This window comes from Leucobacter fengyongliangi, assembly GCF_052386045.1.
Genome location: NZ_CM126356.1, coordinates 1,187,138 through 1,201,308 on the forward strand (window position 1 = coordinate 1,187,138; position 14,171 = coordinate 1,201,308).

Genomic DNA, 14,171 nt, shown 5'->3' on the forward strand with positions numbered 1-14,171 from the left:
CCCTTCTCGGTACCCACCTCGCATGTCGTGCGGTAGGTGTAGAGGAGGGCCGTGCGTGTCTGAGTTGGAGTTGCGAGCCCCGCATGGGATATGATCGTGGGGTTGCCTCGTGAGTTACGCTCGCGTGGTCAGCATGGTGGGCATAGCTCAGTTGGTAGAGCACCGGCTTGTGGTGCCGGTGGTCGCGGGTTCAAGTCCCGTTGTCCACCCCAAATGGGAGAGGTTCAAACCCTCGACAAGAGTAACCACTCTTTGTCCGGTTTGAACCTCTCCTTGTTTCTTCGCTTCGGCCGCCCAGTTCAGGGCGTTCATCTGCTCCTCGGTATCGCAGAGCGCACCGAAGGGTGTTTCGTACTCGACCCGGACATCACCCTCTTCCTCGATGAAAATTCTGTGGAAGAACGCCTGGTTGCACAGTCGTCGGTTCGCGTCATCAGCACGCTGGTAGATGCTGACGATGTTGGCGAGCAGGCCGAGCGAGTCGTCAAGGTTCGCGCGAGCTGACGCATACTCATCGTGGTGCGCTTCAAGCCGGTGCTGAATGTCACCGATCTGGTTCGCGATGCGATCCTGCTCCTGCTTCAACAAATCAATCGGGACCGCTCCTGCGTAGTGGGCTTGCAGAAGTTTCATCCGCTCGTCATCGAGACGGTCACGTTCGCTCGTGAGTCGCGAGAGTTCTTTCGTCTCGTTCGCCATGAGCGCGTCGAAGTCGGCGTGGATCTTCCCGGCGAGATCTTGCCGGAGGCCGGGGGACACTTCGATCATTTCGTAGTACGGGCCTTTGCCCTTGATCTTGGACACACTGTCAGATGGTTTTAGGCCGCGATACCGAGCCTATCGGGCATCGCCGCCTCGTACACATTCGGAGCGACGTTCCCGATCGCTGAGTGCCGTCTCCTCGTGTTGTAGCGGTTCGCCCACCGGAACACCGCCCGGTACGCGGTCGTCGCATCAGGGAACGCTTCCCGCCCCTCGAGGAGCTCTCGCTTCAAAGCCGCGTTGAAGCTCTCCGCGAGCGCGTTATCTGCACTCGACCCCACAGCCCCCATGGACTGCTTCACCCCGTACTGCCCGCACAACTTCACGTAGTCCTTCGAGGTATAGACCGACCCGTGGTCCGAGTGGAACACCGCACCCCGCAAGGTGCCCCGCTCCCGCCACGCCGCGGTGAGGGCGTCCTCGACAAGCGCGGTGCGCATGTGGTCAGCCATCGCCCACCCGGCGAGCTTCCTTGACCCCAGATCGATCACGCTCGCCAAGTACAGGTTCGACCCGTCTTGAAGCGGCAGGTAGGTGATATCGCCAACGTAGCGGCAGCCCGGCGTCCCGGCGCTGAAGTCCCGCCCGATGAGGTCGGGGAACCGCCGTCCGGCCTGATCTGGGATCGTGGTGCGCACCCGCCGGCGCAGCCGAATCCCGGCGTAGCCGAACTTCCGCATCACCCTCGCCACGCGTTTCCGGTTCACCCGCTCCGCGGGCGCGGCGTCCTCATTCAGATCGGCGGTGATCCGGGGCACCCCATAGGCTCGGTCGCCGCCCTGCTTCGGGTCCTGTAACGGCCGGATCCGTGCTGCAAGCTCCGCGTCCGCGGCCGCGCGGGCTCTCCGCCCCGGCGCTGCAGCCACCCAAGCATAGAAAGACGAACGGGCAATCCCAATGACCTCACACAACCGCTTCACGCCCCAGGCGTCCTTGTGATCACGGGCAAACTGGAAGCGGTTCACCAGCTCGTCTCCCCGGCGAAATACTTCGCCGCCTGACGGAGGATGTCACGCTCTTCCGCGAGCTTCCTCGTCTCAGCCCTGAGCGCATGATTCTCGGCCTCTAAACGCACGATCCTCGCGGCTTGCGGTTCGGGCCTCGCCGATGGTGGCGCGTCCCCAGGAAGGCCACCAGTGGCGCGGATCTGCCCGGAACCGTACTTCGTGACCCAGGTCTTCAACGCACCCCTGGATATCCCGAGGTCATTCGCGATGGCTTGAAACGTGGTGTCGGGCGTGGATTCGTAGAGTTCGACCGCGCGGCGGCGAAACTCGTCGGTGTAGGTGTTCGCTGGCATCTTGGTTATTCTCGCTTCTCCAGCTGGTTACTGGGTCATGCGTGTCCAAGATCAGGGGGTAAGTCCCTTACCAGGAAGATGATTCAACGACATGACCACTGAGAAACCTCGCAAACGCCAGTTCACTGACGAGTTCAAAGCCGATGCCGTGCAACTCGTCGTGCAGTCCGACCGGCCGATCGCGCAGGTCGCCCGCGAGCTCGAGATCAACGAGTCATCGCTCGGGTATTGGGTCAAGATGTACCGGCGTGCACACCCTGACCCGAAGGTTGCGCCGACCCCGGTCGACGCGGCCAGAGTCGCGCGGCTCGAGGCCGAGAACCGGCGACTGGCAGAAGAGAACGCGTTTCTGAAAAAAGCCGCGGCCTTCTTCGCGAAGGAACAGCGGTGAGCGAGAAGTTCCAGCTGATCCACGCGGAGAAGGCCCACTATTCGATCGGGCTCATGACTCGCCTCTTGGAGGTGTCACGCGCCGGCTACTATGCGTGGGTCAAGCGGCAGGGCGTTCGCTCTCCTGCGGCGCAACGACGAGACGAGCTTCGGGAAGTGATCGCGAAGGTTGATGATGACAAGAAGCAGACGTATGGGTTTCGGCGGATACTCGCCGAGCTGCACCGTCGGGGCCATGAAGCGTCGGCGGGGCTGGTGCGGAAGCTGATGGGCGAGCTTGGCGTGCACGGGGTACAGCCGCGTGCCTCGAAGCGGACCACGATTCCCGCCCGTGACGCTGCTGACCGCCCCGACTGGTTGCGCCGTGACTTCACCGCGGCCGAGCCGGGGCAACGATTTGTGGGAGATATCACCTACCTCCGCACTGGGCGGGCAAGCTCTACCTCTGCGCGATCAAGGATGTCTGTTCGAACCGGATCGTGGGGTACGCGATCGATAAGCGCATGAAGGCGTCGCTCGCGGTTCGTGCGCTCGAGAATGCGCTCATGCAGCGCGGCTATCCGAAGGGCGTGATCGTGCATTCGGACCGCGGGAGCCAATTCAGGTCCAGAAGCTTCCAGAAGGCGTTGAAGCGGCACGGGCTCGAAGGGTCGATGGGCAGAGTCGGGGCGTGTGGCGATAACGCGGCGATGGAGAGTTTCTTCTCGCTGTTGCAGAAGAACGTGCTCGATCGGCAGCCCTGGCGGAGCCGGCAGGAGCTGCGCCTCGCGATCGTGTCGTGGATCGAGGGGAAGTATCACCGCAAACGCAGGCAGCGGCGGCTCGGGAAGCTGACACCGGTCGAGTTCGAGACCATAATGATGGATGCCGTCGCTCTGGCGGCATAAACCCCGGACTCAACCAAACCGTCAGCAGACCCCTACTGGCAGTTTAAAGTTGCGCCTGACATTCGAGATTGAGAGATCCAACCTCGACCTTGGACACCCTCGCCCTTGCTTGCCGGGAGCGACACCCCTTGGAACCAATCATCTAGGCGTCTGCCGCCACAATCGCTCAGTCGGCGATCACCGAAACCGCGCGGTCAATATCATGCACCAACGTGCGGTTGTGGGTCGAGCGCGCACCCGGCACATAATTTACACTTACAATCCGGCCACCAGAAAGCCGGTAGGAGCGATGGCGCTCATACAGGTCCCAATCAACCGGCCCACCGTAGTCATAGCCCACACTGATGCCTGTAAATGGTGCCATACCCAAGAGCATTGGAACGGGTTCGAGTTCAGCATCTACGCGACCATCAACTTCAAGTATGAGGCGTACGCGTAATCCCTCTGTCTCTTCGACTCGCAGGAGCAACTTGTGCAGGCCTGGCGTAAGCTCCGACCCGCGTACTCGATGCATGTCACCATATGCGTTGTAAGAGAGTAGCGGCGCACCACCATCGATCGCGATAAGATAGCCGCCGCCCTGGTCGCCGTGTGCTACAAGCACACCGGCAGGCACGGGTTCGATCTCGATCTCGATCTCGATCTCGATCTCGAACGAACGAAGCACCGTGAGCTGTGCTGAGCGAAATCGTTCGAGTGGTGGCCGAAACGGCGGGATTGTCACGGGTTTGCTGAATGTGTCGTAGGTAGAGGGGCGGTTGAAGAAGAGCGAACCGTCATCGGAAAGCGGGAATACGGTATTGTCCCACGCTGCTGCACGCCAACGCTCCGCAAGAAGTTCGACTTGTTCCGGCTGTGCCTCTGCGAGGTCGTGTGTTTCGGTTGGATCTGTAGACAGATCGTAGAGTTCCCAAGGACCACTCAGGCTCGACTCGATACCGCTGGCTGGAAGCGGGGCGACGATTTTCCAATTCCCATCGACAAGTCCACGCTTTCCAACACACTCGAAGTACTGAGTCTGTCGACCCTCCCCAAGTATGTCGTTGAGCAATGCTGCCACACTTTGGCCATCTGGATTGAGTGTGGGCTTCCCGTCGAGGGACTCGAGCGGGGAGACCCCGGTGAGATCAAGAATGGTTGGGGTGAGATCGGAAACGAAGACGAACTGATCGCGGAGCCCACGCGAGGTGCTCGGAGCAGCTGGCCAAGACACGATAAGAGGCGCATGCACACCTCCCTCATAAACTGAGGATTTGAATGATCGAAACGGAGTGTTTGAGACACGCGCCCAGCCAGCGGGGTAGTGGGAAAACACTTGGGGCCCACCAATATCTTCTTGGTTGCGCGGCACATCACGAACCCAACCTTCGGGGGCTTCAACATCGTACAGAAACTGCGAAAAGTAGCTGCGCGTTCCGGTCGATCCGCCCTCAGCTGTTCCACCATTGTCACTGGCAATCACGATGATGGTGTTTTCCAGTTCACCCAGATTCCGTAGGTACTCGACCAGCCGACCCACGCTTTGATCAACCTCGTCAACTGCTGCGGCATAGACTTCCATGTGTCGCGCAAAGAGCTGTCGTTGTTCCTCGTTGAGTGCATCCCATTGGGGGATCGGTGGTCCATCATTGAGATGGTCATCAGGGAGCAGGGCATGCTGAGGGACAACTCCTAGCTCGCGCTGGCGCTCAAAACGAGTAGAACGAAGCGCATTCCAGCCGTCCTCGTAGCGGCCTTCATGCCGCTCGATGTCAACCGCTTTCGCTTGAATAGGGCCGTGCACGGAGGTGTGTGCGTAATAGAGGAAAAATGGCTTTTCAGAGTCATTCGCACGTAACCCATCAATCATGCCGAGGGCTTCATTGGTGAGTTCGTCGGTAAGAAAATAGCCATCCGGAAACTCTTGTATATCGACAACGGAGTTATCGCGTACCAGACGATGGGGGTGATGGAGAGAAGTGAAGCCGTCCATGCTTCCAAAGTATCGATCAAAGCCACGCGCGAGAGGCCAAGAAGACCTGTCTGCTCCATCATGCATCTTTGCCTCGGGTGTGAGGTGCCATTTGCCGACCATGAACGTCGCGTAACCCCCAGCCCGAAGAGATTCGGCAAGTGTCGGTGCATCCTTCGGTAGTTCGCACGTAAACCCCGGGTACCCGGGGTTTACGTGCGAAACAAAACCAAAGCCTGCACGGTGCGGGTTAAGGCCGGTGAGAAGTGCGGCGCGGGCTGGTGAACACAGCGGGGCGGTGCGATAGTTCGTGAAAACCCAACCGTCATGCGCCAGCAGGTCGATATGGGGTGTTGGAATCTCACTTCCGAAAGGCCCGAGGTCACTGAAGCCCAGATCATCGACGAGCATCACAATGACGTTGGGAGCGCCTGGTTCAGCTTGAATCGGTGCGGGCCACCACGGTGTTGACTGTGACGTAAATTCGCTTACCTTACCGCCAAAATTCTCGTATCCGCGCGACTTAGGCAAAGGTGTACCTGGAGCAGACATCTCAGCCGGCCTTTCTAATCAACTCAAATACTTCAGTTCGGATCTGTGCAAATTCGGGAAGTGAGCGAGTGCGAATTTGATCTCGCGGAGTGTCAAACTTAATATCAATGATCCGAGTGACACGGGCAGGGCGTTCGCCAAGAACAATGACGCGGTCAGAAAGATACACGGCCTCGTCGATGTCGTGGGTGACGAGCACAATCGTGATACCGAACTGCTCACGAATCTTGAGGCAAAGGTCTTCGAGCTCGAAACGAGTTTGTGCATCCACCGAGGCGAAAGGCTCGTCCATAATCAGCACCTCCGGCCGGTAAGCAATGGCGCGGGCGATCGCCACGCGTTGTTGCATCCCGCCAGAAAGCTGCCATGGAAATTTCTGCTCGGCCCCAGACAGGCCAACGGCTTCGATCGCGCCGGCGATCCGTTCGTCGCGTTCGCTGGAGGGCAGCCGCAAATGGTTGAGCGGCATGCGAACGTTTTTCCACACGGTAAGCCAGGGCATGAGCGAGCGAGTGTAATCCTGGAACACCAATGCCATCTCTTCGGGTGGCCCGTCAATGAGCCGACCGTCGAGGCGGGCTGCACCCGAGCTAATGCTTTGCAGCCCGGTCAAACACTTCAACAGCGTGGTCTTGCCGATACCCGAGGGCCCGACGATACATGCGATCTCTCCGACTCGAACGTCAAAGGTGAGATCGGCAATGACTGGTACGGCGCCCTTGGCGGTCTCATAAGTTTTCGCGAGCCCTGTGACACTCAGGCGAACCGGGGCGTCGATGAGTGATGATGTCATGAGTTTTTCTCCTGCTGTTGCGAGGCAATGTACCAGCGCAACACACGGCGCCGGAATAGAGTGAAGAACGCGGTGGCAGCATAGCCAAGCACGCCGAGTACGAGAATTCCGCCCCACATATCGGCGATCGCGAACGACTGCTGCGCGATAAGTGTGCGGGCGCCGAGCCCGGTTGATGAGCCCATCATTTCGCTTGCGATCATGACTACAAATGCCGCGATAAGTGCGACTTGCATGCCCGCAAGAATGCGGGGCCCAGCCGCTGGGAGCGTCACTCTGAAGAGCCCTTCGAGGGCGCCGAATCGATACACACGACTCACCATGCCGAGAGTGGGTTCAATTCCTCGGATCCCGTCAATAGTCGAAATAAGTACGGCGAATAATGCAGGCAATGTAATTGACAGCACACGTGTTTCATTTCCGAACCCAATAATTGACACAAAAATTGGGATAAGGGCTACTGCGGGAATTGCACGAAAGAAATGAAGTGTGGGTTCGGCGAACCACGACACCACCGGCACCAGGCCGAGCACGCACCCTAGAAATACGCCCAATACTGTGGCGATAACAAAGGACATCATAAGGTTTCCGACCGACGAGCCGACATCGATCCAGAATCCTGTGGTTTGGGCTGCGGCGAGCAAGTGTTCAAGGATGGTCTGCAACGGTGGAAAGAAAGGGTTCTGGGATCCAGAGGAAACTACCCACCACGCCGCAATGAGAATAACGGGAACAACGATTTCAGCACTGATTAATAGCCAGCGTGGCGCACTTGCGTCGCGTCGACGTCGGGCGACGACCGTGCGAGTCGGAATCGAAGAAGTGAAGACCATTACGCGTCCTCCTTTCGGTACTGAGGATGCCAATGCAGCAGGCGTCGTTCAGCCCACTGGCTGAGCGCCTGCACGAGAAGCCCCAGCGTTCCGAGAATGAGCACGTAGGCGAAGAGCTTTTCGCGGTCGCCTGTCACCTGGGAGAGCAGTAAACTTTGGCCGAGGCCGGGGCCTCCACCAAGTAAGCCTGCTATCACCGAAATAATGAGGGCGATAGGGGCCGAGATGCGAATGGCGGTGCCAATATAGGGCAATGCGCTCGGGATCACGATGCTGCGAAGTATCTCTAACTTTCCCATGCCATATGAGCGGCCAGTTGCGCGTGCCACCGGGTCGGTATCAAACACGCCGGCTGCGGACTGCACGGCCACGGTGATGAATGTGCCAAATACGACAAGAAAGATGCCCATCTGCATGGTCGGGCCAAGCACGAGCAAGACGATTGGCAGGATCACGATGGGGGGAACCGGCTTGAGGAACTCCAAAGGAACACGAGTTGCATGCATCGCGAGTGGTGAGATGCCGATGGCGACACCGAGGACAATACCGAAAACCACTCCAATGATGAGACCAATCATCATCATCATGATTGTCTCGCCGGTTGCTCTCCACATCTCGGCGGTGAACAGCAACTGCCAAGTCCTCGAGAGCGCCGCAGTCGCGGTAGGAAGCGGCGAGTCTCGAAGGGGGCCGACTGCGGCGGCAATCTGCCAAAGGCCGACTGCCGCCGCAACTCCGAGAGAACCGATTCCGTATCGCAACAATTGGGATTGGTTGCGCATGGAATCCACTTTTCTAATTCCTGAAGATGAGGCTATCGATGTCAAGCATCTCCGGAAGGACCCCGAGCTTGACGAGCTTTTCATTCGCGCGACTGAGATCGTCTGCGTTTACCTCTGAGATCCAATACGGTGGAGCAATCTGGTCAATCGTCAAGGGAGAATCAACTGCATCGAGCCCTGCTTGGACTGCGAGTTCACTGTTCTCGTTGGCGAAATCTTGGCTCTTGGTAATTGCGCGCTGGAACCGAGAGTACACGTCGGGATTCGCTTCGACCTGGGCTCCGCTCGCAACCCAGAATGCAACTGCACCCTGTTCGATGAATTCAATGTTTGGTGAGCCGAGATGCACCGCGCCATCGTCTTCAGCTTGGGCTGCAAAAGGGGAAACAAGGGGAACCGCGTCAATCGTCCCGTTGCGAAGCGCCTCGGTGGCGGAGGCAAAGTCGAGTGCTACCCAATTCACGTCTTCAGGGGAGACACCCGCGTCGACCAGCATGTTCGCGACCACAATCTCGAAAAACGCCTTGCGTGCGGGCACGGCGATAGTCTTGCCAGCGAGTTGCGACACCGACGTAATGCCGCTCGACTTGCTAGCAAAGAGTGAGGCATCATCATCTTCCGAAGTGGCACCTTCTCGGTAGCCCGCCGCTCCAGCGATCATTCGTAGATCAACACCCTGAGTTACGGCAGTAAGCACTGACACACTTGGTGAGTAAACGAGATCGACCTGACCTCCCTGTGCTGCTGCAAGGCCTGCGGGCGGGTTTGCGACAAGCGAAGTCTCGATCTCGAGGCCCTCTTCCTCAAAGAAACCCTCTTCAATGCCGAGGTGTAGTGCTCCATCATGCACGAGACCAACAACCGCAACCTTCAGGGTCGTCATCTCGGAACTCGGTGTTGCGCCAGCCTCAGCCTCCGTATTGCCATCTGTGCTTGAAGTGCAGCCGGTGGTTGCAAGGATCATTGCGCTGGCAAGAGCCACAGTAGTGATCAGCATCTTCTTGAATTTCATGTAACGACTCCTTTGTCGGGGTGCAGTTCTAGGTCAATCACCAACTGGTGACTATTATGCTATGCGGAACGCACCGTACCGATGTTACGCTTTGGTAACGATTAGTCTCCAGGCGGTGACGAAAAGGCTTTTCTGGCCATGCTTGGATACGAAGCTGAGAAACCTAGAAACGAAAAGGTCGCCGCTATGCCCAAGATTGTTGATCATGATCTGCGTCGCGAACAGATTGTTCAGGCCATGATAGAAGTCATCATACGGGGCGGCTTCGAGGCAGCAACCATGCGTGAGATTGCAGCTGAAGCCGGTTATGCACACGGGGCAATCGCACGCTATTTTCCGAATAAGCGGATCTTGCTTAAGGCGGCATTCCAGACTCTTCATCAGGACCTTCATGCACGTGTCGTCAACGACACCCGCGGGCTGCGTGGTCTCACTGCAATTGAGGCGATCTGTCGACAAACATTCCCGTTCGGTGATGCGGGACGCCGAGAGGCGAAGGTAGTAGTTGCTTTCTGGGATCGGGCTTCTCACGACGAGGAATTCAGCAGCATTCATCGCGAAAATGCGATCCGGTGGCGAGGGCTCTTTCGCACGCATCTTGACGAAGCAAAAGACGATCTTGGAGTGCCTGCTGATTGGGACACCGCTCCTATCGTAGATCAGATGGGCACACAAACGCTGGGGTGGAACCTGCTCGCCGCGGTTGCTCCTGAACTCGCCACGGATGAGATCATGGACCGTGCACTCACAGCGATCCTTTCGGGAATTCGAGTGCTTGGAGCGGCCAAATGACCGCATCTACAGATCGGGAAAAGCACCCCGAAGGAGCTACGCCTCAGGCCTGTTGCGCGCCGGGTCGGCAACACTCGCATGTGCCCCAAACGACCGGCATAAATGCCGATGAGTTGCCGAAATTCCCATCAGACACCCACGAGCGTTCCGATTCGCGTACGCGAGTGGTGGTTAAAACTGTGGTCAGTTCAGAAGGTGCATGGCTCAGCAGTGGCAAAGATCGTCATCAAATCGAGCAGTGTAGGGTGCCCGCGGGGCGCTTTGTCATGGGAGACAATTCCGGCGACGGGATCGCAGCAGACGGTGAGACCCCCACACGCGAAGTGCAACTTGACGCTTTTTCCATCGACGCGACACCAGTGACGAATGCGCAGTTTGCGCGGTATATCGCTGAGACAGGCTACGTCACTGACGCTGAAAAATACGGTACTTCAGCTGTGTTTCATTTGCTCGTATCGGCACCCACCGAGGATATTTTTGGTCCGACGCCTGGCGCGGCATGGTGGATCTCAGTTCGTGGTGCCAACTGGCGCCATCCAGGCGGGCGAGCCTCTACGATTGACGGCTTGGAGGACCACCCCGCGGTTCACCTGAGTTGGGATGATGCCCAATCGTATTGTGCGTGGGCCGGACGCAGGCTCCCGACCGAAGCCGAATGGGAGTTCGCTGCACGCGGCGGGCTTGACCGCAGTACCTATCCCTGGGGAAATTTACCCATTGATGGTTCTGATGGTGCGGGTTGGCGAGCTAACGTGTGGCAGGGCACATTTCCGGTGCATAATATGGCCGAAGACGGCTATATCGGTACCGCCCCCGTGCGCTCGTTTACGCCTAACGGGTATGGTCTTTGGCAAGCGGTCGGAAACGTGTGGGAATGGTGTGCAGACTGGTTTTCTCCGACGTACTATCGTGACAGTCTGCTGCAGAACACAGCACCGCGTCACGATACTTCAGTGAACGCGGAATCCGTGGCCACCATCGAGCAGTTCGATCTGCTGGCACGTGCTCCACAGCACAACCCACTCGGTCCCGAGCGTGGCACCGCACGGGTGCTTAGGGGTGGTAGCTATCTCTGCCACTCCTCGTATTGCAATCGATACCGAAATTCTGCCCGTTCGAACAACACTTCCCAGTCATCGATGGGCAACGCGGGCTTTCGAACGGTCAAATCCGACTATCCTGGACGGTAAAGGTGATGAGGTCCGCGTCACTCACCTAGAAAGAGCGAGCCCGCATCTCATCGCAATCGATGGGCTGCGGGCTCGCTCTTTCAGCCATTAGGCTTGCGGAAAGCCTTCACTTCGAAAACGAGATCCCCATCTGCCCGACTTTCCAGGCATGATGATCCCATTCGGGTCGAGAGTGTCTTTGATCAACTCGTTAAACCGGCTCTGAGCGTGGTCGTTGAAACCAAACTGTTCGGCTGCTGTGTCCATAAAGTGTAGGTGCGCTCGATATTCGCCATAACCGAGTTTTCCTGCTTTTGCCACCATTCGCTTTGCCACGTCGTAGGCCCTGGCAACTTCTTCAGCGTTCTTGGTGTCGAAAGGAATCACATTTATGAACGTGGTTGAGCGCGCATTGATCGGCAGCATCCCGCCGAGGTAATCGAGACCAGCCTCCGCGCACATCGATGAGAGTAACTCCTGCGCCTTCATTGTGAGTATTCGAGGGGTTGAGCAGCGGTGATATTGCCGATGAACAGCACCCAATATCGCTTGAAAGCAGCGCCTGGTCGCGCGAGGCGAGCAGCGCCCTTGTCGTCAGGATTGACCGCCACTCGCCCCGCGCTCGACTTACCGCCTCGTCGACGCTGTGTGTTCTCGCATGTTCGCGTCCCCGGTCTCGCTCCAGACCGCGCGATGCACGATCCGGTCCATGATCGCGTCAGCGTGAACATCACCGCCGAGACGCTGATGCCAGTCCTTCTTCGCATACTGACTACAGAACACTGTCGAGACACTGTCATAGTGGCGTTCGAGGAGCTCGAGCAGCATCCCACGCACATGCTCGCCCGGCTCGTCGAGGAGCCACTCATCGATCACGAGGAGATGGAACGCCGCGTATTTGCGGAGGAACTTCTCTTTCCCTCCCTGTTTATCTGCAGAAGCGAGCCAGGCCTCTTCGAGATCAGGCATCCGAACATACAGGGCGCGATAACGGTGCTGACACGCAGCCCTCGCGAGCGCCGACCCAAGATACGTTTTCCCAGACCCTGTGAAGCCTTGAAACACGACGTTCTCGCACCTTCCAATGAAGGTACAAGTCGCAAGATTCGCGATCACACCGCGATCGATGCCGCGCTTTTCCAGGAGGTCGAGCCGACGCAGTTCCGCATCGGGATACCTGAGCTGCGCCCTGCGGGTAAGGCCATCGATTTTCTGGCTCGTGAACGACGCGTGCGCATCATCAACGATCAGACTGATCCGCTCAGCGAATGGCATCCCGCCGACGAGGTGATCGTCTTGCGCTTCGAACGCGTCAGCGAGTGCGGTCACTCCCATTTCGCGGAGTTTGCGTTTGGTTTCGATATCGATGATGCTCACTTGCCGACCCCCTCGTAGTACGAGGTACCTCGCACATACCCCGGAACCTCGACGGGCTCAGCCGGTGTGAACCTCGGCGAACGCTTCTGCTGCCCTGGCTGGTCTTGCCGGGTCTCGAGGATGGGGCGCAGATGCGCATACCTTGGCGACCGCACTCGGCCGCGTAACGCAATCTCGCACGCAGCCTCGACCCTGGCAGCCGAATAGCGGCGGGTGAGGCGCAGCACCGCCAACGCTGGATTGATGCCCTGCTCCTCAACGGCAACAGACTCGAAGACCCGATCGATCACCGTCACCGCGTACGGGCCGAGACGTGCCGCCCACTCCTCAACTCGCCCGCGGTCCCATTCCCGATATCTCGGGCCTTCAGGGAGGTCACTCTCGCGGGTTCGATAGTCGCCCGTGACACCTGTCGGGGCGAGGAGATGAGAAGCGATTCGTTCGCCGCCCTGGTAAATCTCAACCGTCCGACTCGTCACCCTGAGGTCAACGGTTTCCCCGACGTGCTGGTACGGGACCGAGTAATGGTTCTTGGCCCACACGACGTGCCCGTCGCGGGCGACTCGACGCTGGTACGCCCACTGGCTGATCTCGTACGCCACTTGCGGCAATGGCCGCAGCAGCGCCTGCTCTTCCCCCTCGAACACGCTCACCCGAGAACCCGTGCGTTTCTGGAAGGGTTCGGCATTGAAGCGCCTGACCTGATCGTAGATCGCCGCGCGAAGCTCAGGCAACGAAGAGAAGGCCTCGTTGCGGAGGGCAGCGATGACCCAGGTTGCGATGCTCCAGACGGTGTTCTCCACACTCGGCTTGTCTTTCGGTTTCCTCGGTCTTCCCGGCAGCACTGCCGCCGAGTAGTGGGCGGCGAGTTCTCGATAGGCGTCGTTCAACACGACCTCACCATCGCGGGGATGCTTCACGACCCCGGTTTTCAAATTGTCCGGCACCAAGCGCGGGGTCGACCCACCAAACCAGTCATACATCGCGATATGGCATTCCAGCCAAGACTCCTGCCGCATATCGAGCCGGGGCTCCACAAACGCGTACCTTGAGAACGGCAGGCACGCAACGAAGAGGAACACCTTCGTTGTCTGCCCGGTGGTCAGGTTCGTGAGCTGCATCGTGGGACCGGACCAGTCGACCTCGATCGTTTGTCCCGGCTTGTGACCGACTCTGGAAGTCACCCCCTGCGCGCGTACATACGCGGCGTAGGTCTTACAGAAACGGTCGTACCCCATCCCGGGAGCTCCGGCGTATTGGCAGCGGTCGAGGTACTCCGCATGCAGCAGTTTCAATGTGACACCGACTCTCGCGAGCTCGCGATGTAACACAGGCCAGTCGGGTTGCACATAGGCGCTCTCTCGAACGCCGATGCCTGGGAAGAGGAGCTCGTAGACCTCGTTCTCGGTCATCCCGGCTGCAGTCTCCCAAGTCAGGTGTTCCCGGGCGGCGGCTCGTTCGACCTTGATGCTGCTGTGCTGGGAGATGCCCTGCGCTTCGATCTGCCGTAGGGAGAATCCTTCAGCGCGGAGCCGGAGGACCAGTTTCGCGTTGATCTTTCGTACCATCAG

Annotated in this window: 13 protein-coding genes, 1 tRNA gene and 1 pseudogene; 6 read left to right on the top strand and 9 right to left on the bottom strand. The window is 58.6% G+C overall.

Translation table 11 applies throughout. From position 1 onward, the window contains the following. The first annotated feature begins 136 nt into the window (after positions 1-136). From ACTNFK_RS05535 to ACTNFK_RS05545, 3 genes are all read left to right on the top strand, one after another. A tRNA-His gene (locus ACTNFK_RS05535) sits at positions 137-212 on the top strand. A gap of 61 nt (positions 213-273) precedes the next feature. Continuing rightward, positions 274-504, top strand: a complete 231-nt coding sequence (locus ACTNFK_RS05540) for a hypothetical protein (RefSeq protein WP_445117201.1) — start codon at positions 274-276, stop codon at positions 502-504. A gap of 12 nt (positions 505-516) precedes the next feature. Beyond that, complete coding sequence (locus tag ACTNFK_RS05545) at positions 517-822, top strand: hypothetical protein (protein ID WP_435935976.1); 306 nt, start codon at positions 517-519, stop codon at positions 820-822. Here the strand turns inward: ACTNFK_RS05545 and ACTNFK_RS05550 are convergent. Beyond that, positions 819-2,062 (bottom strand): IS3 family transposase gene (locus ACTNFK_RS05550; RefSeq protein ID WP_435935975.1). Its coding sequence is split into 2 segments (ribosomal slippage): positions 819-1,744 and positions 1,744-2,062, totalling 1,245 coding nucleotides; the frame shifts between segments, so codons are not numbered across the junction. The genes ACTNFK_RS05545 and ACTNFK_RS05550 overlap by 4 nt on opposite strands. A gap of 91 nt (positions 2,063-2,153) precedes the next feature. On the opposite strand from ACTNFK_RS05550, the pseudogene ACTNFK_RS05555 reads away from it, so the two are divergent. Continuing rightward, positions 2,154-3,339, top strand: a pseudogene (locus tag ACTNFK_RS05555) (IS3 family transposase). Positions 3,340-3,505: 166 nt separating this feature from the next. Here ACTNFK_RS05555 and ACTNFK_RS05560 read toward each other — a convergent pair. Genes ACTNFK_RS05560 through ACTNFK_RS05580 form a run of 5 tightly spaced genes read right to left on the bottom strand, consistent with a single transcriptional unit; the run spans position 3,506 to position 9,262 of the window. Next, complete coding sequence (locus ACTNFK_RS05560) at positions 3,506-5,842, bottom strand: arylsulfatase (RefSeq protein WP_435935974.1); 2,337 nt, start codon at positions 5,840-5,842, stop codon at positions 3,506-3,508. A gap of 1 nt (position 5,843) precedes the next feature. Further along, positions 5,844-6,635 (bottom strand): ABC transporter ATP-binding protein, encoded by a 792-nt coding sequence (locus ACTNFK_RS05565; RefSeq protein ID WP_435935973.1) that lies wholly within the window; start codon positions 6,633-6,635, stop codon positions 5,844-5,846. Further along, a complete protein-coding gene (locus ACTNFK_RS05570; RefSeq protein ID WP_435935972.1) occupies positions 6,632-7,468 on the bottom strand; it encodes an ABC transporter permease in 837 nt (278 codons plus the stop codon). Before ACTNFK_RS05570 ends, ACTNFK_RS05565 begins: the two co-directional genes overlap by 4 nt. Continuing rightward, positions 7,468-8,250: an ABC transporter permease gene (locus ACTNFK_RS05575; RefSeq protein WP_435935971.1), complete on the bottom strand. Its 783-nt coding sequence runs from the start codon at positions 8,248-8,250 to the stop codon at positions 7,468-7,470. Before ACTNFK_RS05575 ends, ACTNFK_RS05570 begins: the two co-directional genes overlap by 1 nt. 13 nt (positions 8,251-8,263) lie before the next feature. Next, complete coding sequence (locus tag ACTNFK_RS05580; protein ID WP_435935970.1) at positions 8,264-9,262, bottom strand: ABC transporter substrate-binding protein; 999 nt, start codon at positions 9,260-9,262, stop codon at positions 8,264-8,266. 138 nt (positions 9,263-9,400) lie between these two features. Between ACTNFK_RS05580 and ACTNFK_RS05585 the strand changes: the two genes are divergently transcribed. Together ACTNFK_RS05585 and ACTNFK_RS05590 are read left to right on the top strand one after the other, a co-directional pair. Continuing rightward, the gene (locus tag ACTNFK_RS05585; RefSeq protein WP_445117202.1) at positions 9,401-10,054 is read left to right on the top strand and encodes a TetR/AcrR family transcriptional regulator; all 654 of its coding nucleotides are present in this window, start codon (positions 9,401-9,403) and stop codon (positions 10,052-10,054) included. A 179-nt stretch (positions 10,055-10,233) separates the two neighbouring features. Then, complete coding sequence (locus tag ACTNFK_RS05590; RefSeq protein ID WP_445117210.1) at positions 10,234-11,244, top strand: formylglycine-generating enzyme family protein; 1,011 nt, start codon at positions 10,234-10,236, stop codon at positions 11,242-11,244. Between the two features lie 87 nt (positions 11,245-11,331). Here the strand turns inward: ACTNFK_RS05590 and ACTNFK_RS05595 are convergent, their stop codons facing one another. The 3 genes from ACTNFK_RS05595 to istA form a co-directional block, all read right to left on the bottom strand. Next, a complete protein-coding gene (locus tag ACTNFK_RS05595; protein WP_435935967.1) occupies positions 11,332-11,712 on the bottom strand; it encodes an FAD-linked oxidase C-terminal domain-containing protein in 381 nt (126 codons plus the stop codon). Positions 11,713-11,850: 138 nt separating this feature from the next. Next, positions 11,851-12,600, bottom strand: coding sequence for an ATP-binding protein (locus tag ACTNFK_RS05600; protein ID WP_435935966.1), 750 nt, complete (start codon positions 12,598-12,600; stop codon positions 11,851-11,853). Next, positions 12,597-14,168, bottom strand: a complete 1,572-nt coding sequence (gene istA / locus ACTNFK_RS05605) for an IS21 family transposase (RefSeq protein ID WP_435935965.1) — start codon at positions 14,166-14,168, stop codon at positions 12,597-12,599. The genes ACTNFK_RS05600 and istA overlap by 4 nt, the downstream gene beginning before the upstream one ends. Positions 14,169-14,171 lie beyond the last annotated feature (3 nt).

Coding starts and splice junctions, on each gene's coding strand:
- ACTNFK_RS05560 (WP_435935974.1), bottom strand. CDS start 5,842: ATGTCTGCTCCAGGTACACCTTTGCCTAAGTCGCGCGGATACGAGAAT.
- ACTNFK_RS05565 (WP_435935973.1), bottom strand. CDS start 6,635: ATGACATCATCACTCATCGACGCCCCGGTTCGCCTGAGTGTCACAGGG.
- ACTNFK_RS05570 (WP_435935972.1), bottom strand. CDS start 7,468: ATGGTCTTCACTTCTTCGATTCCGACTCGCACGGTCGTCGCCCGACGT.
- ACTNFK_RS05575 (WP_435935971.1), bottom strand. CDS start 8,250: ATGCGCAACCAATCCCAATTGTTGCGATACGGAATCGGTTCTCTCGGA.
- ACTNFK_RS05580 (WP_435935970.1), bottom strand. CDS start 9,262: ATGAAATTCAAGAAGATGCTGATCACTACTGTGGCTCTTGCCAGCGCA.
- ACTNFK_RS05585 (WP_445117202.1), top strand. CDS start 9,401: ATGCTTGGATACGAAGCTGAGAAACCTAGAAACGAAAAGGTCGCCGCT.
- ACTNFK_RS05595 (WP_435935967.1), bottom strand. CDS start 11,712: ATGAAGGCGCAGGAGTTACTCTCATCGATGTGCGCGGAGGCTGGTCTC.
- istA (WP_435935965.1), bottom strand. CDS start 14,168: ATGGTACGAAAGATCAACGCGAAACTGGTCCTCCGGCTCCGCGCTGAA.